Raw genomic sequence first — 20,408 nt, 5'->3', positions numbered from 1 at the left:
TAATACTAGCATAATTTTCTCGTTAGGTTTATTAATTTTCTTTAAGTTCAGTCGCCAATTCTTTAATAAACGTCTTCATCTTTTCATCTGTTTCCGGATGGTCCAGACCGAATTCGATGTTCGCAATCAACATGCCATATTTGTCCCCCACATCGTAACGTTTGCCGGTATATTCATAGGCAATCAAGGGCGAAATCTGGTTCAATGTTTCCAGAGCATCTGTCAGTTGAACTTCACCACCGGAGTCCGGTGCTTGTTCCCTCAAAATTTCAAAAATTTCAGGTGTTAATAAATAACGCCCGACAATCCCCAAATTACTTGGTGCTTCCTCTGGCGATGGTTTTTCGACTAAATGATCGATTAAATGGAGATGCTCACCCAATGCTCCGTCCATATCAATCACGCCAAAGCGATTGGATTTTTCTTCAGGGATTCTAATGGTTGCGATTGAACCTTTTCCGTATTTATCATAGATTTCCATTAACTGTTTTGTTAAAGGAACGTCGTTAGGCATGATATCGTCACCCAACAATACCACAAAAGGTTCGTTGCCAACAAAAGGTGCTGCCTGTAGAATCGCATCTCCCAAGCCTTTCGGGTAAGCCTGACGTACATAATGAATAGATGGAATATTAGTAGCTTTTACTTTTTCGAGTAAAGCGTCTTTACCTTTTTCACGTAAATTATTTTCAAGGGTAATATTTGCATCGAAGTGATCTTCTATTGCATTCTTGCCTTTACCAGTCACAATCAGAATTTCTTCAATGCCGCTTTTGATTGCTTCCTCAACGACATATTGGATACTTGGCGTGTCAACAACCGGCATCATTTCTTTTGCCATTGCTTTTGTAGCTGGTAAAAAACGTGTACCTAAACCCGCTGCCGGAATAACTGCTTTCCTAACCTTCTGCATGAGAGACTTCCTTTCAAATACATTTTCTATCATTATAACAAACTTTTATCTAAATAAAAATGCACTGAAAAGTAAGTAGCTTTTCAGTGCATTTTTGTTATTTATTGTTGTGAAGGAAATGCCCTTCGGCCTGCGTGGTTGCTTATGTGCTGCCGTGGGACCACCCGGAGCCTGTAGTCTCCGGGCTTGCAAGCCTCAAAGGGCTCGTAGACGCTGAAGCGCCAACGGTCCCTACTTTCGCATTGCATCCTTGACACGGCCACAAGCAACCACTCCGTCCTCCGGGATTTCTGAGAAGACGACTACCCAAACCCTAAATGATAGAGCTATTATTTATCGTAACCGTTAGGGTTTTGGCTTTGCCATTTCCAGGAGTCACGGCACATGTCTTCCAAATTCTTCTCAGCAGACCAGCCCAGTACTTCTTTAGCCAAGCTTGCATCGGCGTAGCACGTTGCTACGTCTCCAGGACGACGCGCCACGATTTGGTAAGGAATAAGGATATCGTTCGCTCTTTGGAAATTTTTGACTAAGTCTAGAACACTGTAGCCAATTCCTGTTCCCAAGTTATATGTTCCCACGCCTTTATGGTCTGTGAAACTTTCCAAAGCTTTCAAGTGGCCTTTCGCCAAGTCCACGACATGGATATAGTCACGTACGCCAGTGCCATCCGGTGTATCATAATCATCACCGAAAACGCTCAATTCCGGCAACTTTCCGACTGCTACTTGGGTAATGTAAGGCATCAAGTTATTCGGGATACCGGAAGGGTCTTCCCCGATCAAACCGGATGCGTGAGCTCCAATTGGATTGAAGTAACGCAGTAACGCAATATTCCATTCATTGTCGGAAACATAAACATCACGCAAAATTTGCTCAATCATTACTTTTGTATAACCATAAGGATTCGTTGCACTCGTTGGCAAGTTCTCTGTTAAAGGTGATGGGTTATTCATACCATATACCGTTGCCGAGGAACTGAAGACGAGATTTTTAACGCCATGTTCTTTCATGACTTCAAGCAACATCAACGTTCCGGTAATATTGTTGTGATAGTATTCAACAGGTTTTTCTACTGATTCCCCTACTGCCTTGAAGCCAGCGAAATGAATGACGGAATCAATCGTTTCTTTTTCGAAAATTTCAGTGATTGCGGCTTTATCCAATAAATTCGCTTCATAAAACTTGAAATCTTTTTTAGCTATCGTTTTGATGCGGTTCAAGACCTCTGGATTACTATTGGAAAAGTCATCAACAATGACAACTTCGTGTCCCTCATTCAATAATTCAACCACTGTGTGGCTGCCGATATAACCAGCGCCCCCTGTTACTAAAACTGCCATTAAATCAATCTCCCTTCATCAATCTAACTCTAGTTCAGAACTTAATAAATTTTGCACGCGTAACAATTCCTCTTCCGGAATATAATGATAGTATATCCCATCCTCGGCAATGCCGCTAGTGCCCCCGATTTGTTCGGAAACGATGTTTCGTGCGGCTGCCATATAAGAATTACTTTGCAAAGCAAGATAATCTTTCATTTGGAAATTCGTTTGGACATTATTTGATAACGATCCCAGGATGTCTTGATAGTTCAGCAATGTTGACGCGCTGACGACCTTATCCACAACCCCTTCAATGACCAGACGTTGTCTCGCTTGACGCCCTGTATCGCCTGATGCATCTTCATAACGCATCCGGACGAAAGATAAAGTGGCTGGACCGTCTAAATGCACCGATTCACCCTCGTAAAAAGTATACCCATCCATGGTAAATGTCATCGGGCTCACGATATCGATTCCGCCCACTGCGTCCACGAGTTCTTGAATCCCAGCCATATTAACTGTGACATAGTAGTCAATCGGAATATCCAATAAATTTTGAATCGAATTGATGGCCATCGAGTTGCCACCAAAGGCATAGGCATGGTTCAATTTATCCATCGTGCCATAACCGACGATTTCGGTATAAGTATCACGCGGGATACTCATCAGCACCGATTTTTTTGTATTGGGATTAACGGTTACGACCATCATTGTGTCAGAACGCCCTCTTTCATCGCGTCCCAAATCACCCGTATCAACCCCCAACAACAAAATAGAAATAGGTTCTTTTTCACTTAAATCTGCCGAACTCGTTCTGACTGGATCCACTTCTTCGTCGACCGGCTCATAAATCTCCACTGTCGTATTATCAATATTGCGGTAAAAATCTGCCACGTAAATGCCTATGGCCACGAATAGTATCAAAACAACCGCCAAAAAAATTTTGAGGCCTCTTCTTTTTTTCTTATTCCCCTTACGCGAACGTCTCTCTTCCAATTTGACACCTCATTTTTTAGTATTCACTGTAATCTTCAAAATAACCTGTTTCAAAATTATAATAATCTACATCGGATAACGCTAACTCTTCCATCGTAATTGACTCTAATTCAAGTTCTTCGCGTAAGAGGTTAGATAGCTCCAATCGGTCTTCTGGGTATGCATATAGATAGTAGACCTCGTCCAACCATAGTTCCTCACCAATTAGGTTTTTAGTCTCAAAGTTTTCCAGTGATTTGCTATAAGCGAAATACATATCCGACATATCCTTGAAGGTCAAGTTCGTCTTGACGTTTTTTTCCAATGTTTCCAGAATGGATTCGTAGTTGGTAATGGTTCCTAAACTCAAAGCTTTGTCCATTATAGCCTTGATGACGATTTTTTCCCTTTTCTGTCTGCCAAAGTCTCCTTCAGGGTCCGTTTTGCGCATACGTGAAAAAGCAAGTGCCTCCATCCCATCGATTACACGTGTTTCTCCTTCTTTGAAATAGCTACCTTCATAATCGAATGTTAGTGGACTGGTGATTTCAATGCCACCTAGTGCATCAACTATATCAATCAAACCCTGCATATTCACTTCAACATAATAATCAATTGGAATATTCAAGAGCTCTTGGATAGAATTAATTGCCATTTCCGCTTCGCCAAAGGCATACGCATGTGTTAATTTATCATAATATTCAATACCTTCATAGGGTTCATAACCTACCATTAAGGAATATGTATCACGAGGAATGCTTGCTATTGTGGTTGTTCGTGTTTTAGGGTTAACCGTTCCAATCAAGATGGCATCCGACCGTCCCGTGATCGTATCGCGCCCTTTAGCACCATTATCAACTCCTAAAAAAGCAAATGAAATGGGCTGAGTCGCTTCAATAATAACTTCAGATTCTCTTTTGTTATTGGTATTTAGCCTATTGAAGATATTATTGGATGTTCTGTTAAGGTCGTTGTAGGCTATCCAGAATAAGGTGTAGCCAATCAGGAATATCCCAATAAAAGCATACAAAATCTTTCTGTTCCGTCTTTTCTTTCTTAAACTCTCCGAGCGATTTTCTTCCATTCCGTTGGTTCCTCTTTCCTTTCGTATGAAAGAGATAAATTTAGACACTTTACCTCATTATTCTACAGTATAGCTGAATTTACCTAAATAAAAAAGAAGGATTTATGAGTTTAAGTAAATCTATAGATTCAGGCTCTATAGTAAACGGTGTTGGTGAATCATTTTTGAAAATGGAAAAGGCCAAAGTGAATGGGATTTCACTTTGACCTTATATGATCCTCCAACACCGTTTCGTTAACTAGCTGCGATGGGACTCTTTATCTTGCTTCAAATATCCCTTTCACCCATTCATAACTCTCAACAGTCCCAATATCATAGCGTCTTCCTTCAAATAAGAAAGCGTGAGCAGGCTTTTTACTGATCAGGTATGGCACAAAATGGCCGGGTGCATCTGGATTATTTCCTTCCATTAAATACTGTTCAAAGAGGGGAAGGGTTTCTTTTTTGTATAAATAAAATGCTGGCACGCAATATTGAGAACGTGGTTGTGCCGGTTTTTCTTCGAAAGAAAGGACCATTTGGTTTCCATCGAGCTCTACAACACCTGCACGTTTCACTTGCGCATCATTTTCTTCAAAATAAGAAGTAATACAATCTGTCTCAACTTCCTTGAAGTAGCTGACAAAATCTGTCAATTCAAAATCAAATAGATTGTCGCCGGCGAGAATCATTAAGTCATCCTGAACTTTTAATGTATCAATCACATACTGGATATCGCCAATTGCCCCTAAACGGGTATCGTTCGTTAGCGTCCCATCATTGACAACTGTGATTTTTTTCGAATAATCACATATCTCTCGCCACTTTTCAAAATGACCGGAAAATTTATCATTGGTTACAATAATTATCTCATCAATTTCAGTTACACGCTCTATTTTTTCAGCGATAAAATCAAGAATGGTTTTCCCGGCAACCTCCAACAAGGGTTTTGGCCGATCCTTCGTTAACGGATACAGACGTGTTGCATACCCAGCTGCTAAAATAATAGCTTTCACTCGTTCATCCCCTCCAAATCTTTAACAAAATGAGCACCATCTGCCGTTTTACAGAAGTTCACTTCATACAAGTCTTTTATTTCGGGATGACGCACGGGGTATACTGAATCGATCTTTGCTTTAATTTCTTCTTTATAATTAGGATCGATTAAACCGATAACAGCACCTCGGTAACCCGCTCCACTTGGACGGGCACCATAAACCCCTTTACATTCTTTCAATATATAAAAGATACTTTGCATTTCAGGAATACCGGATTCATATTGATAAAACGAACTTTCGCCTGATTCAAACATGAGCTGACCAAATTTCTCGATATCACCTGCAGCCCACGCTTTCGCGCCTTCTGATACCCGTTTTTGTTCGGTATAATAATGGGCTGCACGTTTGCGTAAACGTTCTGGTAATTGCTCTTTATAATTCTCAAACACATCACTTGGAATCTCACGAAGCTTAACTTTTTCTAAAGCTGGTGTAATAGGCATCCCACTCAAATCTTGTAATAACCAACCTGCTACCCGTAGTTCGTCGGTCCGATTATTAAAATCAGTACTTATCAGTTGTTTCGATATACCAGAATAAACGACCACCACTTCAAATTCCGGCATATCTGCCCCTTTGGTAATCATTTCATGCTCATTCGTCAAGCAGTCCATTACCATGAGCTGGTTGTCCATGCTCAAGATATTTGCAGATTGATCCAAAATACCATTTTTCAGTCCGATAAACTGTGTTTCTACCCAATGGCTATACTGAATCAAGTCCATTTTAGAAACTTCGATATCATTCACATCACAAAGCGCCATTAAATAAGCTGTTGTGACAGCTGCTGAAGAGCTGAGTCCCCCAATTGGCAGTTTTCCACTCACAATCGCATCAAGGCCTTTTTTCAAAACATAATCTTGACGCAATGCCATTACAGCGCCTCGGATATATGTTCCCCAGAATCCAGGTATATATTCCGAATCATGATTGATATGAAAAAGTTCTTTATCTGGGAAATCCATACTTTGTACCCGAACATACCCATCCTCAGATGGTGAATAAACCATATCCACGCTCGCGTTCAGTGTCATACCGGTTACACGACCACCTTGGTGATCAGAGTGCGCACCAAGCGGGCAAATGCGCAAGGGCGAACGCACAGCGCGGATATCGTCTCCTTGGTAGCTCTCTTTAAATTTATGAAGAATATTCTGCAAAACATTCGCTCCTTTTATTTTTTATTGTAGTAAGCCACGTACCAATCGGTGAATTTTTGGAGCCCATCTTGTATCGTTGTTTCCGGTTTAAACCCGATTGCTTCTTTAAGTTTGTCAGTTGAAGCATACGTAGCAGGTACATCTCCCGGTTTAATGGGTTCATAGATTTTTTTGAACGCTACTTCTCTCCCTAAAGAGTTACTCAATGCTTTTTCGAGACTTGTGATAAATACCATCAATTTTTCAGGATTATTATTTCCTATGTTAAAGACCGTATGGCCTTGATGCGGTTTTTCAATTAATTTTACAATACCGGTTACAATATCATCAATGTAGGTGAAATCACGGTATAGGTCATTTTCAAAATCCCCATTATTATAAATGTGGATGGGTTCATTATTGAAGAACTTATCTGTAAAGCCAAAATACGCCATGTCCGGACGCCCCATTGGTCCATAGACAGTAAAGAAACGCAAGCCTGTAGCAGGTATATTATATAAGTGGCTGTATGTGTGTGCCATCAACTCATTGGACTTTTTAGTAGCAGCATATAATGAAACAGGTGTATCCACAAAATCAGTTTCTTCAAATGGCACTTTTTTATTTGAACCATAGACTGAACTGGATGAAGCATATAAAAGATGTTCAACTGGATGGTGACGGCATGCTTCTAGTACATTGTAAAAGCCGATGATATTGCTCTGAATATAGGCATCTGGGTTCTCGATTGAATAACGAACGCCAGCCTGAGCAGCTAAATTAACCACTATTTCTGGTTCATATTCTTCAAATAGCTCTTCCACGGCTTTTTTATCTGCTAAATCCATTTTGATGAAAGTAAATAAAGGGTTATCTTGAATTTTGCTTAAACGCTCTTCTTTAAGATGCACGTCGTAATAGTCATTCATATTATCGATTCCGATAATTTTGTAACCTGACTTCATGAGACTTTGACTTAGGTAATAACCCACAAAGCCTGCAGCTCCTGTTACTAAAATTGTTTTATTTTCCATGTCTTGTATACCCCTTGCTTTTAGCTGTATTGTGACCCAATTATAACAGCTTATTTAAAAACGTAAAACATAATAAAAAAATTGGATTCTAAATAGAATCCAATTTCTTTTATTATTCATGTGTATTGGCAAAGGCCACAAGTTCTTCCCGGATATGATCATCAGGCTTCCCACGTAATGACTCGACGAAAGACAAGGTTTCATCAATATCATATTTCGTGCTATTCCCCACAAAAATTTTCTCGTACACTTGCGCTTCTGCCAACTGTCCATCCACCAATAACTCTTCATATAATTTCTCTCCAGGCCGAATACCTGTTTCAAGAATCGGGATTTCATTTTCAGTATAGCCACATAATTTAACCATCTTCTTGGCTAAGTCCACTATCTTGACAGGTTCCCCCATATCCAGGATGAAGATTTCGCCACCTTTTGCCAAAACACCGGCTTGGATAACCAAACGACTGGCTTCCGGAATGGTCATGAAATAACGAATCATGCGGAAATCAGTTACAGTAACGGGACCACCCTGGGCAATTTGTTCGCGGAAAACTGGGATGACGCTCCCCCTACTTCCCAACACATTCCCGAAACGGACAGCCGCGAATCTTGTTTTTCCTGGTTCATTCAGGGCGGTCACAATCATTTCGGCAATGCGTTTCGTTGAACCCATCACGTTAGTTGGACGAACCGCCTTATCCGTGGAAATCATCACGAAACTCTTAACACCGGCTGCCTTTGAAGCTTCAGCAATGTTTTTTGTTCCAAAAACATTATTCTTGATCGATTCGGTTGGATTGTATTCCATCAAAGGCACATGCTTATGAGCGGCCGCATGATACACTTGGTCAGGCTTGAATTTATCAAGGACATTAAAGATACGGTTACGATCCTGAACATCGGCGATGACTGGAATGATTTCTATCGCCCTACCATATAAGTTCTTCAATTCTTTATCGATTAAATAAATAGAGTTTTCACCGTGTCCCAATAAAATTAATTTTTCAGGTTCAAACATCGCCACTTGCCGGCATATTTCCGAACCAATGGAGCCACCCGCACCACTGACCAATACCACTTTACCGTGCAGATGTTCTTCAATCAGCGATTTATCAAGTTTTACTTCTTGACGACCCAACAAATCGACTACATCGATTTCCCGGAAACGATTGACGCTTAATTTGCCTTTCAAAACATCTTCGATATTTGGCATTTGATTGACCTTCACATCTACCTGGGCACAATATTCCAAAATACGTTCCAATTCTTCTGGTTTCGCTGATGGGATTGCTACCGTCACTTGATCGACTTGTAATTTTTTGACTAAATCTGGGATATCTTTTTCTGTCCCCAACACCAGAATGTCAAACATCCGTGATTTCTGTTTACCTGGATCACCATCTACAATTCCGACAATTTCAATTTCACCGGGATTGCTGATGAGGTTACTAACAAGTAAATTACCGCCATCACCAGCACCAACAATCAAAGTGCGAATTTTTTCATTATTAGGGGTGTCAGAGTCATATTTACCATTATTATATTCATGGTAGAAACGCCATATTACACGTGTTCCTGGAATAAATATTAGACAAAACATATACATCAAAAAAATATACCGATAGCTGACTGATGGAATAAATAATGCCGCTATAATTCCTGAAATTACAAAGGAAATGGTCATGATTCTGGTTGCATTATAAATTTCATAAATACTCGTATAGCGAATAATCCTTGAAAAAACATGATACCTTAAACCAAGCACGAGATAAGATAGAATCGCAACTCCGATCATGACATAATAAAAAATGTCAGCCGGTTGAATATAGCTCTCTATTAAAAAGTGGGCCAATAAGGCTGAAAGTAGTATACACACCGAATCCACAAACATAAGAATGAATGATTTTTGTCCTCTGGTTAACACGATATAAACTCTCCTCCTTTAGTCAAACAAACCAAAAAACTTCCTTTTCTTTCGAATTTCACTTGGAGTCTCTATGGTAAATAAGTCACCGTTCACGATGTTTTTTGCATTTTGTTGGAATAATGTAGATTTTTCTTTGCCAAACTCTTTCTCAAGCTTGGCGAATCCTTCTTTCATATTAAAAGCGCGCCCGCGTGTATTGTGCGCATCCGAGGCCATCACATGAACCAGATTTGCTTCTATTAACTGACTGCTTAATTTAGCAATATCCTTACCAAAGACTCCCGTATAACTGCTTGCCGTAACCTGGGCCAATGCCCCTTTTTCGACAAAATCAAGCAGTAGATTCGGATTGTCGATGATTTCCTGGTTTCGTTCGGGGTGCACAATGACCGGTACGATGCCTGCTTGCATAATCTGGAAAAAAAGCGATTCAGCATATTGCGGAATCGACATCGTGGGAAATTCTATTAGTAAATAACGATTCTGTTCATCTGCAAATAGAATTTCATCTCGCTTTACCCCCTCAAGAATTTCACCATGCAACCGCACTTCTTGACCTGGGAAAACCGTCAAGTCAATATTACGGTTATCCAACTCCATTTGAAGGGCGGCAACTTTTTCGAGGATATCTTTTTTATAATTTTTAAATTTTCCATTCATATGATGGGGTGTTGCCAAGATATGCGTGATGCCTTCAGCAACGGCTAATTCGGCCATTGCTAAAGAATCTTCTAAAGATCGCGCACCATCATCAATTCCAGGCAAGATGTGTGAATGTATATCAATCAATCGACTCACTCCTCATCTGTATAACCATAACCGTAGTAAGAATAAGAACGATCTGTTCTCTTCTCAGCCCCGTTAAAGACAACCCCCAACACGTTGGCATGAACCATGTCCAACAATTCTTTCGCTTGCTTGATGTCTTCTGTGTGGGCAATGTTTCTTCTTACCACAAAAACCACGCCATCAGTTTTAGTAGCCATGATTTGTGCATCCGTAACTGATACAACCGGTGGCATATCGAACAAAACCAAATCATAAGTATCTTCTAATTCTTTAATTATTTCGTTCATACGATTTGAATTCAATAGCTCAGAAGGGTTAGGTGGTACCGGACCGCTAGTAATAATATCTAATCCAGCTTCATCAACATACTGCACCACATCTTCAATACGGGTACTCCGAGACGTAATCAAGGTACTCAAACCTTCTGTATTATGAATGCTAAAGGTCTTAGAGACAGTCGGCTTTCTCATATCGGCATCAATCAAGACAACTTTTTTACCTTGATCAGCAAACACCGATGCAATATTTGCAGCTACGGTTGACTTACCTTCATAAGGGCCTGAAGAAGTGAAAATGATTGTTTTTAAATCTTTATCAATCATCGAAAACTGAATATTTGTACGGATGGTACGGAATTGCTCGGCCACGATTGAATTTGGTTTAGTGATAGTAATTAGGCTCGTCCCTAATCGTTGTTCTTGGTCAAGTTGTTGGATTTTTTTCTTTTTTCTAAACATTACTGCGCCCCCCTATACCCTTCTCCGGAACGGTGATACACTTGTTGACATTTGCATAAAACCAATTTTTTTATCTATTCTTGTATCTTTAATTTCCTTAGCTGACATTTCTAAAATTGAGCCCAGATTTGTCCAACCAATTTCATCAATAATTTTGTTATCTTTAACACGCTTATCCATCAATTCACTCACTAAAGCAAGACTAATACCTACCATTAATCCGGTACTCAATCCGATAATTAAATTAAGGATAACATTAGGTGAGACTGGCTTGGTATTTGGAGTAGCTTGGGATAAAATCGTCACTGATTCCACTTCCAGAATATCCCCAATTTTTTCTTGGAAAGTTTCCGCAACTGCGTTAGCTAAATCCGATGCCATATAGGGATTTTCGTCACTAACAGTAACCCCAAAAACTAAAGAATTATTTTCAGTTTGAACGCTCAGTTTTTGACTCAGTTCTTGTGGAGATATATTGGAATCTACTTTTCCAATAACATCTTCCAAGATAATTGGCTCTTTGATAATACTTTGATACGTATTGATCAAATTTAAATTAGTCTGAATATCTGTATTCGTTAGAGTTTGCTCTGTGTTCTGAGTCTGGTTTACAACCATTTTGGATGTTGAACTATATTTAGGTGTAATAAAAAAGAAAGTAAATATTCCCGCAATCAATAAACCTAAAATTCCAAATAGAACTATTTGTCCGACCCTTTTTCTGAGTATTAAAAATACTTCATTCAAATAAAACCGCTCTTCCATTTTTTCCTCCTAATAAGCTAAATTAATTTTCAATATAAATAAGCATACTTTAATCAATATTGAAATAAACCATACCAATAGTTTACTATAACTAAAAAAAATAACTATATAATCTTTATAAATATTCACTTTCATGTACAATTTATTTAATAAGTGAAAAGGTAAAATAGCTTTATATCATTTTCTTTGATTACTATCAGGCAAAATTTCCATTTGATAATTTTTGCTTTTAAATATTTTCCTGTTTATTACTGAGATAAAAACTACTACCATCGGAATCCACCCTGTTGCCCGTAGACGAGTTGCTGTTCCTATATTATCGTTACTCAGAGCTATAAATCCCATCCATACAAGAGAATACGTAAGCGTTAGTATTTCGTTTTTTGTTAATCGTTTGCGGTTAATAACTAGATAAATCAATATGGCTATCATAGGGATACTTTCCATAACAAATACCATAATTTGCGTAAAGCTATTAATTCCCCATGGGAAAGGTCCAACTAAATTACCTAAAAAACTATACATATAATTCAAGAAAAACAAGAATATGTTTGGTTGATTTAGGTTTATATTCATATTACTTCCGCCCATATTTGTTTCTAGACCAATTTGTCTAAAATCAAGAGCATTTCTCAAACTCATATTTACGATAGGAACTTGAAAATCAATAAAAAACGTATAATAAAAAGAAAAGGCAATAATGGCCATTACTATATATTTCATATGATTTCTATCACTTTGCATAAAAATGATGAGTGCTGTGGCAATTAAAAAGGCAACCAAGGCATATGTCCGAAAGCCACCTAAAAAGTAGAGACTCGGAACTAGCAGAAAAATCATTTGTGTTCTCTGATTCAACATAATCTCATTCATTAGATAAATGGACAAAATATAGAAAAAATATATCCACACGTCTCGATAAATTGATAAGGTAACTGTTGTTAATAAACTCAAATAAAACATTAAAAAAATTACCAGCATTGTATTTGTATACAACAACATAGTAATATCAAATCTTTTGTTAATGCTCTCGCTTTTTGACAACCGTCTTAATAACAAAGTAGCACCCCAAACCAATAATAGGAAACCAAAAAAGTTAAATATTCTTACTACAAAAACATCACTGAATCCTACAAAGGCTACTATGCGGCTAATTAAACTAGGATATATAGAAGTATCGATGATTTGCCCGCCATTTAAAAAAGATTCGACTTGTCGCCAGTAAAAAAATCCATCATCTCCTCCTCCAGCAAAGGGTAGCGTAATTCCGTTCATCCCCTTACTCTTGGAAAAAAAGTAAATACCTATGGTTAATAAGGAATACTCCAAAAAAAGGAGCTGATAAACCAAAGATATCCTATAAATTTTATTTCTTTCCAAAAACGCACACTCCTTTCATTTCATTAAATGATATTTCTTTTTTAAATATTCTAAATTTTCTCTTTCGGTTAATTTAAATGTATTAAATTTCCTTAGTAATCTCCTTTCCTTACAGAATTTTGTATAGTTTTGAGTACAACTATTATTCATATATTTCACCCTTTGTTTATTTTACAACAAGCAACCATAAATAACTAGACTTATTAAGATAGTTTTAAATCTATCTTCACTCTTCAATCAATTTCGTTACGCTAAAAAATTACATATATTAATCAGAATAGATTACGAATTATTTATCATTGAAATGTGAGATAATTCTACTGCAATTAAAAAGGCTCTACACCCATCGACCCAATCGTCGGAGTTGTAGAACCTTAAATTTAAATAGCTGAAATTACCCTGTAATTCGAGTGACTTTTAGAACTAAATTATTAACCCTATAATCTATACGATTATCAAGAATATCAATGTCATTAGGAAAATGACCAAAGCCAACTATTACCAAATTATCCGCTGCAGATCCGTACCAACTAACAGCCTCATTTCGGAACCCATAAGTTAGTTTGTTATCATTTAAGGAATTAAAAATTCCTACTGTGTGCATACTATTCGTTTCAAAACTCCAAAACAGGATTTCCAAAGGAATATTAGTTGGACTATCAAATCTGTCTAATAACAAGATTCCATTTGGTTCCTCTAAATAAACAGTAGCATAAGTCGCTTTTTCACCTGGGATATACCCAAAGTTGTACATATCAGTTATTTGATCAAAGTTTGGTTTTCCTTCTAAATTCCTATCAACAGATACAAAGGAATGCATGTACGGCAAACCACTATCAGATCCCCAATAAACTTTATCTTCTGTGTATACAAAATTAATGACGCGTGCATACTTCTCACTATTTTCTACAACAATTGTCCAAGTTTCTCCTAAATCATTTGATTCATAAATCTTGGAGGATGCTGCATCATCTCCAACGGCTAAATGAATAGCACCACTGAACGGGTCGTAACTAACCATGTGCGCGTGCTCAAAACCGCTGGTATATTGACCACTAACTTTGAATTCTTTGATGATTTTCCAATTTGCTGGATCTCCAAATGGTGTTGTCACCTTCCAAACATAGGACATTTCATGTATAGGCCGCGTATACTCAGCAAAGATGAAGAAATTTTCAGTAAACACAAAATCTATTCCACTATTTTGTAACCATGCGGTAGGTTTAATTCTATTCTTAAAGTCAACTATGAATGGACTAGCGTAATTCCCAGCTGGATAGATAATTGGATTTTGACGTGCTTCTTCCAAGATTCCAACATTTGAATAATCATGGGGTATTAATTGCTCCCCACGAAAAACAAAAATGATATCGCCAGCAGGTGTAATATAAGGTGAATAGTTTTGAGGACTATTATACCCTTCATAAGCAAGTGACGGATTCCAATCGGCAACTTTAACAATATTTAATGGGTTTTTCTCTGCGTAAAGTATGTCATTGCCACTGTAATAGAGCCATCCTACTGTCTGAGGTTGTTGGCCACTGACAGCGTTCGAAGTTTTCACTCCGAATAAAGTCGGATATCTATTGCCCGTGTTTATACTAGGGTATTCTATCGCCGAAACGTCCAAGGTATAGGTTATAGGGTTATCCTTCTTTGTTATCTCTACTTTTGAATATTCATTAGCATAGTTACTAAGGTAAACATATAGACGAACACTATTTTTATTTTGGAATGTAAATTCTGTTAACCAATCGCCTGCATTTATAACTCTATCCGCCCGCACTATTTCTCCAGCGTTTGTCAAGGTAACGGGGCTGTTCATAGTCGCAATACGAAAACGGTCGTTCCCTGTACCCAGGCTCTTGATTGTATAGGTTTTATTAGGTTCTATTACAGCCATATAGGTTACAACCTTATAGGCGCCCGTATTTTGTATATAAACGTCTCCTTCACCTGACACTAAAATATTATGGTCGTCCAGCTTCACTGCCGGAACAACGGTAGGATCGGTCGGAACAGGAGCACTTTCCTTTTGCGAGATGGAGACATCTGACAATGGGTTGGCATAGTTGCTCAGGTAGACGTAGAGCTCGACCCCGTCCAGGTTTTGGAAGGTATATTCCGACAAGCTATTGTCTAGCGTGATGATGCGGTCCGCACGCACTGCTTCCCCAGCCTGGCTCAGCGTAACCGCCTTGTTCATCACCGCGATACGGAAACGGTCATTCCCTGTGCCCAGGCTCTTGACGGTGTAGTTTTTGTTCGCTGCCAGCGTCGCCTTGTAGGTCACGACTGGGTAGTCGCCCGTGTTCCGGATATAGACATTGCCAGCGGGATCGACGTAAACATTATGGTCGTCCAGTTTCACTGCCGGAACAACGGTAGGATCGGTCGGGACAGGAGCACTTTCCTTTTGCGAGATGGATACATCTGACAATGGGTTGGCATAGTTGCTCAGGTAGACGTAGAGCTCGACCCCGTCCAGGTTTTGGAAGGTATATTCCGACAAGCTATTGTCTAGCGTGATGATGCGGTCCGCACGCACTGCTTCCCCAGCCTGGCTCAGCGTAACCGCCTTGTTCATCACCGCGATACGGAAACGGTCATTCCCTGTGCCCAGGCTCTTGACGGTGTAGTTTTTGTTCGCTGCCAGCGTCGCCTTGTAGGTCACGACTGGGTAGTCGCCCGTGTTCCGGATATAGACATTGCCAGCGGGATCGACGTAAACATTATGGTCGTCCAGTTTCACTGCCGGAACAACGGTAGGATCGGTCGGGACAGGAGCACTTTCCTTTTGCGAGATGGATACATCTGACAATGGGTTGGCATAGTTGCTCAGGTAGACGTAGAGCTCGACCCCGTCCAGGTTTTGGAAGGTGTATTCCGACAAGCTATTGTCCAGCGTGATGATGCGGTCCGCACGCACTGCTTCACCAGCCTGGCTCAGCGTAACCGCCTTGTTCATCACCGCGATACGGAAACGGTCGTTCCCTGTGCCCAGGCTCTTGACGGTGTAGTTTTTGTTCGCTGCCAGCGTCGCTTTGTAGGTCACGACTGGGTAGTCGCCCGTGTTCCGGATATAGACATTGCCAGCGGGATCGACGTAAACATTATGATTGTCATAACGCGTGACGGGCACTCCTTCTGTTGGTGATTGTGGTGTTGTGACATTATGTCCACCTAAAGACAACAATTCATTCACTGTCACTAACTTAAATCCAGCATTCTGTAGATTTGGGAGCATATATGCTAGTGATCCTGGGGTACTCCAAGAACCACTCCCTGCATGCATTAGTACAATTGCTCCAGGCTGGGCTCTGTCAACCACGTATTCACTAAGTTCAATTGCTGTTTTGTTACCTTCCCAATCTCTCGTGTCAATTGACCATCCCATAGTATAATTATAGCCTTGGTCGCCAGCAACCTGGAGAACTGAATCATTTATCATCCCTTGTGGCGCTCGCCAAATTGGTTTTGATGAGAGACCTGTCTCTGTTTGAATTAATTCATCCATCAATTGAAGTTCAGAAGTTAATTCGCCTTTGGAGAGTTGGGTTGCATTTTTATGTGAGTAGGTATGATTAGCAAGTTGATGCCCATCTGCTACTATTTGACGTAATAATTCTGGATTTGTACCGCCATTCATAAAAAACGTAGCCTTTACGCCAAAAGTTTTGAGATTTGCTAATATATCATACAATGTTTGATAATCATATCCATCATCAAAAGTCAGTGAAATCTTTTTTTCTGTTGTTGCAATACTATTGATTAAAATTGAAGAAGTATTTGAAGTTGTAGAACTTAATATGAGGTTAAGGTTTGGTGCAGTTGTTGTAGATATTTTTGTTTGCGAGGGACTACTTGTTGAGGGATTTTTCTCTTGGGTTTCTGTTGTAGGTGAAGTAATTTCTGGGGTTTCACTTGTCGGTGAGTTTTCCGGTGGTATTTCGGCTGGTGGTTTCTCTTCTTGTATCGGGTCTTCGTTTGGTGGGTCGATTACTGTAGGTTCAGTTATCGGAGGTTTTGTTTCTGGGGTTTCACTTGTCGGTGATTTTTCCGGTGGTATTTCGGCTGGTGGTTTCTCTTCTTGTATCGGGTCTTCGTTTGGTGGGTCGTTTACTGTTGGTTCAGTTATCGGAGGTTTTGTTTCTGGGGTTTCACTTGTCGGTGAATTTTCCGGTGGTATTTCGGCTGGTGGTTTCTCTTCTTGGATCGGGTCTTCGTTTGGTGGGTCGTTTACTGTTGGTTCGGTAATAGGAATGTTTGTTTCTGCGGCTTCACTCGTTATTGGGTGTTCCAGTGGTATTTCAGCTAACGGCTCCTCTTCTTGTGTCGCCTCTTCACTTGGCGGGTTGATTACGGCTGGTTCGGTGATAGGGAGGCTTGTTTCTGGGGTTTCACTCATTGGAAGGTTTTCCGGTGGTATTTCGTTAGGGGGTGATTCTTTAGGTACTGCTTCTTCGGTACTTATACTTGTTATAATAGTCGATGTGGTAGACTGTGTTGGATTGGTTGAATTATCAACTTCAGCATTTGCTACTGTAAAATCGCCGTAGAGAAAAACGGCTATTGCAGAAGAAACAAAGAATATTTTTTTGCCTACCATAAATATCCTCCTCCATTATTGAATATGAAAAGAACATAACTATATAAACTTATGCAACTGACTTTAGCATCTACATTATAACGAGAACCTTATCAAATCACTTCCTTTATAGTTAATAATTAAAACTTATAAACTTAATTCTAACAAAAGTATACTACTAAAAATGAATTTAGCATAGTTTTTTAATTAATACAAATCTTTCCTACCCTTGCGCATCAAGATAGTGTTATAATTTTAATCATGCTCAACTTCTTAATTCCTGTGATATAATCTAAAGAATATTCTGTCTACCACAACATCAATACGAATCATAATTAGAATAGAGGGGGAATAAAGTGAAAGATACAAGCATTGAATCCATTTCTCAAATGAAATATAACAAAGAAGAATTAAAAAAATTATTAATATTTTTGACCGAAGTGAACGATTCCTTCCCAATTTCGCTAAATCAAAAAGTTGACTTAGACGAATATGCGAAGAAAATATTAAGTTTAGGTACCGTAATCAAAATGGTACAAAATGAAGAATTAATCGGAATTGTTACAGGGTATACCAATGATAATATTAATCATATTGGATATATATCCATTCTGGCTGTTTCCGAAAATCATCGAGGGAAAAAAATAGGTAGCAAACTCTTAAAAGCCTTTCTAGAAAAAGCTCAGCACAGTGGAATGAAAAAAATAACCTTGTTTACACATAACAGTAATTCAAATGCAATTAAAATGTATTTGAATCAAGGATTTATAATTGATGATACTATCAAAAAAAACTACGAATTCAATCTCGCTTTATCTAAATATATCACTGTATAAAACTTTCATCACCACATATAAACGTCACCAGTGACAGGTTGTACAACCTGTCACTGGTGACGTTTATTCTTTCTGATAACAAAAAGGAACAAGGGGGCAATATCACAACTATCTTAATTTCGAAGCTTCCTCAACCTCTACCTTATGCAATTTTTTATCGATTTTTAATTTTACTTCGCAAGCTATTTTATATAATCCGGGAGTTAATTGGCTACCGTACACTTTTACTTTCGTAATGAATGTTTGTTTTTTTATTAAAGCCTTAATATTATCGTCTTTTAGGATCTTTGTTTTCCCTTGTAATGTATACATGCCCATATACCATACCATGAGAGTTTTATTAATATCTTTTTCCCATCTCTTTTCTGTATATGCATCAAATTCTTTAAGAAAGGAAATCATCCCTTCTAAATGTTTGGCTTTTTTTTGATTACTATCATCAAAGTGGAGCGTATTCCATGAATTTGGAACCCAAAGATTTCTAACCGACATCACTTCATCTAAATAACCGATTCTTCCTTGTTGTGCCAATAGCATCGCCAATGGATGATCTCCTACCGGTGCAGTGAAGTAAAAATCTGGAGGGTCCATCATGAACTCTCTTTTGAATAAGATTGCTGCTGAAGGGCATATATTCCCCCCACCCATATATAACTCGTCTTCAGGAAGTAACATGGTTTTATTATATGGTCTTGTTACACTTACAACAGATTTTTTAGTAACATCAACAACTTCCGCTGCATGGAAACACATGCTACACTCAGGATAGGCTTCCATAAAATCGACTTGCTTTTGTAATTTCAAGGGATCTGTCCAGTAATCATCCCCTTCACATAAAGCTACGTATTTACCTTTCCCTTGTGACCAAGCGCGATATGAAACACGTTTGAAAGTGGCGTATTGATTTTCTGTTTGAATAATTGGTTTGATTATATCTGGGTATTTTTTTGCGTATTCTCTTACAATATCCGATGTTCCGTCGGTTGAAGCATCATCATGAATAATGATTTCAAAATTAAAATTTGTTTTTTGCATCAAAAAGCCTTCTATCGCTCTAGCAATAAAATCTTTCTGATTAAATGTAGCACAACTGATACTTACTAATACATTCTCCATATTCGATGCTCCTTTGAAGATGAGTTACCGTCTTAACATAAGATTTCTTCAAGCGTCTAACTTCAATTTAATCTCCATGATTTATGATCAGTGGTTAATTTTGGTTCATTTAACTGCATATTCTTAATATTAACCATCCGAATTCTTTCCATTTCTTCTCTGGACATTTTATAAAAATATCTAGCTTCCCCTATTTGCTGTTCACCTGCGTATCCACTTTCAACCAGCTTTATGGCATCCGGTAGTAACATGCCAGATATTTCGCTTATCCTTCTATGTATAATTTCAGGAGTTTCTTCAACATATAGTTTTAGTTTTCCTTGAGAAACAATTCTACCATCATCTAATTTATTGTTCATATAATGAATTGTCGCCCCGTAAGAATCTTCAATATTTGCATAGCTATGCATATAAGCTTTGTCACCTCTATAGTCCGGCAACAAACCTCCATGGCAATTTATTGCTCTTTCAAAAAGAGACAAAAAGCCAGAAGGTAATTTTTTATTCCAACCGATACAAACTAATAATTTATTGTCTTTATTCTTAAAATAATCTATATCAGATTCAATATCATTAAAATCAACTTTAACAATTTCTATGTTGTTCTCTTTACAAAATTCTACAGCCACTCCTTCCCAGGAGTCTGTAATATATACAAATTTTCTCTCTTTCCAAATTGGAAAGCTGGATAGAGTTTCCAAAATGATTCGTGGTTTAATACCATATGATAATCCAAGCAGATAAATTGTACTTTCCATTACTA

16 protein-coding genes are annotated in these 20,408 nt (G+C 38.6%); 1 reads left to right on the top strand and 15 read right to left on the bottom strand.

Annotated features, from left to right (window positions below; genetic code table 11):
* Positions 1-31: 31 nt before the first annotated feature.
* From galU to ACTU7M_RS05235, 13 genes are all read right to left on the bottom strand, one after another.
* On the bottom strand, positions 32-913 hold the full coding sequence (galU, locus tag ACTU7M_RS05295; RefSeq protein ID WP_443473336.1) for a UTP--glucose-1-phosphate uridylyltransferase GalU: 882 nt from the start codon (positions 911-913) through the stop codon (positions 32-34).
* A 329-nt stretch (positions 914-1,242) separates the two neighbouring features.
* Entirely contained in the window at positions 1,243-2,256 is a 1,014-nt protein-coding gene (gene galE / locus ACTU7M_RS05290; RefSeq protein WP_443473335.1) for a UDP-glucose 4-epimerase GalE, read from the bottom strand.
* A gap of 18 nt (positions 2,257-2,274) precedes the next feature.
* The gene (locus ACTU7M_RS05285) at positions 2,275-3,234 is read right to left on the bottom strand and encodes an LCP family glycopolymer transferase (protein ID WP_443473334.1); all 960 of its coding nucleotides are present in this window, start codon (positions 3,232-3,234) and stop codon (positions 2,275-2,277) included.
* A gap of 16 nt (positions 3,235-3,250) precedes the next feature.
* On the bottom strand, positions 3,251-4,297 hold the full coding sequence (locus ACTU7M_RS05280) for an LCP family glycopolymer transferase (protein WP_443473333.1): 1,047 nt from the start codon (positions 4,295-4,297) through the stop codon (positions 3,251-3,253).
* 257 nt (positions 4,298-4,554) lie between these two features.
* On the bottom strand, positions 4,555-5,292 hold the full coding sequence (locus tag ACTU7M_RS05275; protein ID WP_443473332.1) for a nucleotidyltransferase family protein: 738 nt from the start codon (positions 5,290-5,292) through the stop codon (positions 4,555-4,557).
* Entirely contained in the window at positions 5,289-6,494 is a 1,206-nt protein-coding gene (locus ACTU7M_RS05270) for a GHMP family kinase ATP-binding protein (RefSeq protein WP_443473331.1), read from the bottom strand. The genes ACTU7M_RS05275 and ACTU7M_RS05270 overlap by 4 nt, the downstream gene beginning before the upstream one ends.
* 14 nt (positions 6,495-6,508) lie before the next feature.
* On the bottom strand, positions 6,509-7,507 hold the full coding sequence (locus ACTU7M_RS05265; protein ID WP_443473330.1) for an SDR family NAD(P)-dependent oxidoreductase: 999 nt from the start codon (positions 7,505-7,507) through the stop codon (positions 6,509-6,511).
* A 112-nt stretch (positions 7,508-7,619) separates the two neighbouring features.
* A complete protein-coding gene (locus ACTU7M_RS05260) occupies positions 7,620-9,434 on the bottom strand; it encodes a polysaccharide biosynthesis protein (protein WP_443473393.1) in 1,815 nt (604 codons plus the stop codon).
* 15 nt (positions 9,435-9,449) lie between these two features.
* Positions 9,450-10,223 (bottom strand): tyrosine-protein phosphatase, encoded by a 774-nt coding sequence (locus tag ACTU7M_RS05255; RefSeq protein WP_443473329.1) that lies wholly within the window; start codon positions 10,221-10,223, stop codon positions 9,450-9,452.
* Positions 10,224-10,228: 5 nt separating this feature from the next.
* On the bottom strand, positions 10,229-10,960 hold the full coding sequence (locus tag ACTU7M_RS05250) for a CpsD/CapB family tyrosine-protein kinase (RefSeq protein WP_443473328.1): 732 nt from the start codon (positions 10,958-10,960) through the stop codon (positions 10,229-10,231).
* A 12-nt stretch (positions 10,961-10,972) separates the two neighbouring features.
* Positions 10,973-11,725 carry a YveK family protein gene (locus ACTU7M_RS05245; protein ID WP_443473327.1) on the bottom strand — a complete coding sequence of 251 codons (753 nt, stop codon included), beginning with the start codon at positions 11,723-11,725 and terminating at the stop codon, positions 10,973-10,975.
* 177 nt (positions 11,726-11,902) lie between these two features.
* Entirely contained in the window at positions 11,903-13,105 is a 1,203-nt protein-coding gene (locus ACTU7M_RS05240; RefSeq protein ID WP_443473326.1) for a hypothetical protein, read from the bottom strand.
* 394 nt (positions 13,106-13,499) lie between these two features.
* A complete protein-coding gene (locus tag ACTU7M_RS05235; protein ID WP_443473325.1) occupies positions 13,500-17,714 on the bottom strand; it encodes a polysaccharide deacetylase family protein in 4,215 nt (1,404 codons plus the stop codon).
* A gap of 335 nt (positions 17,715-18,049) precedes the next feature.
* Between ACTU7M_RS05235 and ACTU7M_RS05230 the strand changes: the two genes are divergently transcribed.
* Positions 18,050-18,529: a GNAT family N-acetyltransferase gene (locus tag ACTU7M_RS05230; protein WP_443473324.1), complete on the top strand. Its 480-nt coding sequence runs from the start codon at positions 18,050-18,052 to the stop codon at positions 18,527-18,529.
* Positions 18,530-18,637: 108 nt separating this feature from the next.
* On the opposite strand, the gene ACTU7M_RS05225 is transcribed toward ACTU7M_RS05230, so the two are convergent.
* Positions 18,638-19,645, bottom strand: coding sequence for a glycosyltransferase (locus tag ACTU7M_RS05225; RefSeq protein WP_443473323.1), 1,008 nt, complete (start codon positions 19,643-19,645; stop codon positions 18,638-18,640).
* Positions 19,646-19,707: 62 nt separating this feature from the next.
* Positions 19,708-20,403, bottom strand: a complete 696-nt coding sequence (locus ACTU7M_RS05220) for a formyltransferase family protein (RefSeq protein ID WP_443473322.1) — start codon at positions 20,401-20,403, stop codon at positions 19,708-19,710.
* Between the last annotated feature and the right edge of the window lie 5 nt (positions 20,404-20,408).

Origin of the sequence: Jeotgalibaca sp. A122 (assembly GCF_052266715.1) — a bacterium.
GTDB lineage: Bacteria > Bacillota > Bacilli > Lactobacillales > Aerococcaceae > Jeotgalibaca.
This window is presented reverse-complemented; position numbering and strand designations above follow the sequence as displayed.

Excerpts from the sequence above, each read along its gene's own strand:
- galE (WP_443473335.1), bottom strand. The coding sequence starts at position 2,256 with ATGGCAGTTTTAGTAACAGGGGGCGCTGGTTATATCGGCAGCCACACA.
- ACTU7M_RS05250 (WP_443473328.1), bottom strand. The coding sequence starts at position 10,960 with ATGTTTAGAAAAAAGAAAAAAATCCAACAACTTGACCAAGAACAACGA.
- ACTU7M_RS05265 (WP_443473330.1), bottom strand. The coding sequence starts at position 7,507 with ATGGAAAATAAAACAATTTTAGTAACAGGAGCTGCAGGCTTTGTGGGT.
- ACTU7M_RS05225 (WP_443473323.1), bottom strand. The coding sequence starts at position 19,645 with ATGGAGAATGTATTAGTAAGTATCAGTTGTGCTACATTTAATCAGAAA.
- ACTU7M_RS05280 (WP_443473333.1), bottom strand. The coding sequence starts at position 4,297 with ATGGAAGAAAATCGCTCGGAGAGTTTAAGAAAGAAAAGACGGAACAGA.
- ACTU7M_RS05220 (WP_443473322.1), bottom strand. The coding sequence starts at position 20,403 with ATGGAAAGTACAATTTATCTGCTTGGATTATCATATGGTATTAAACCA.
- ACTU7M_RS05245 (WP_443473327.1), bottom strand. The coding sequence starts at position 11,725 with ATGGAAGAGCGGTTTTATTTGAATGAAGTATTTTTAATACTCAGAAAA.
- ACTU7M_RS05235 (WP_443473325.1), bottom strand. The coding sequence starts at position 17,714 with ATGGTAGGCAAAAAAATATTCTTTGTTTCTTCTGCAATAGCCGTTTTT.
- galU (WP_443473336.1), bottom strand. The coding sequence starts at position 913 with ATGCAGAAGGTTAGGAAAGCAGTTATTCCGGCAGCGGGTTTAGGTACA.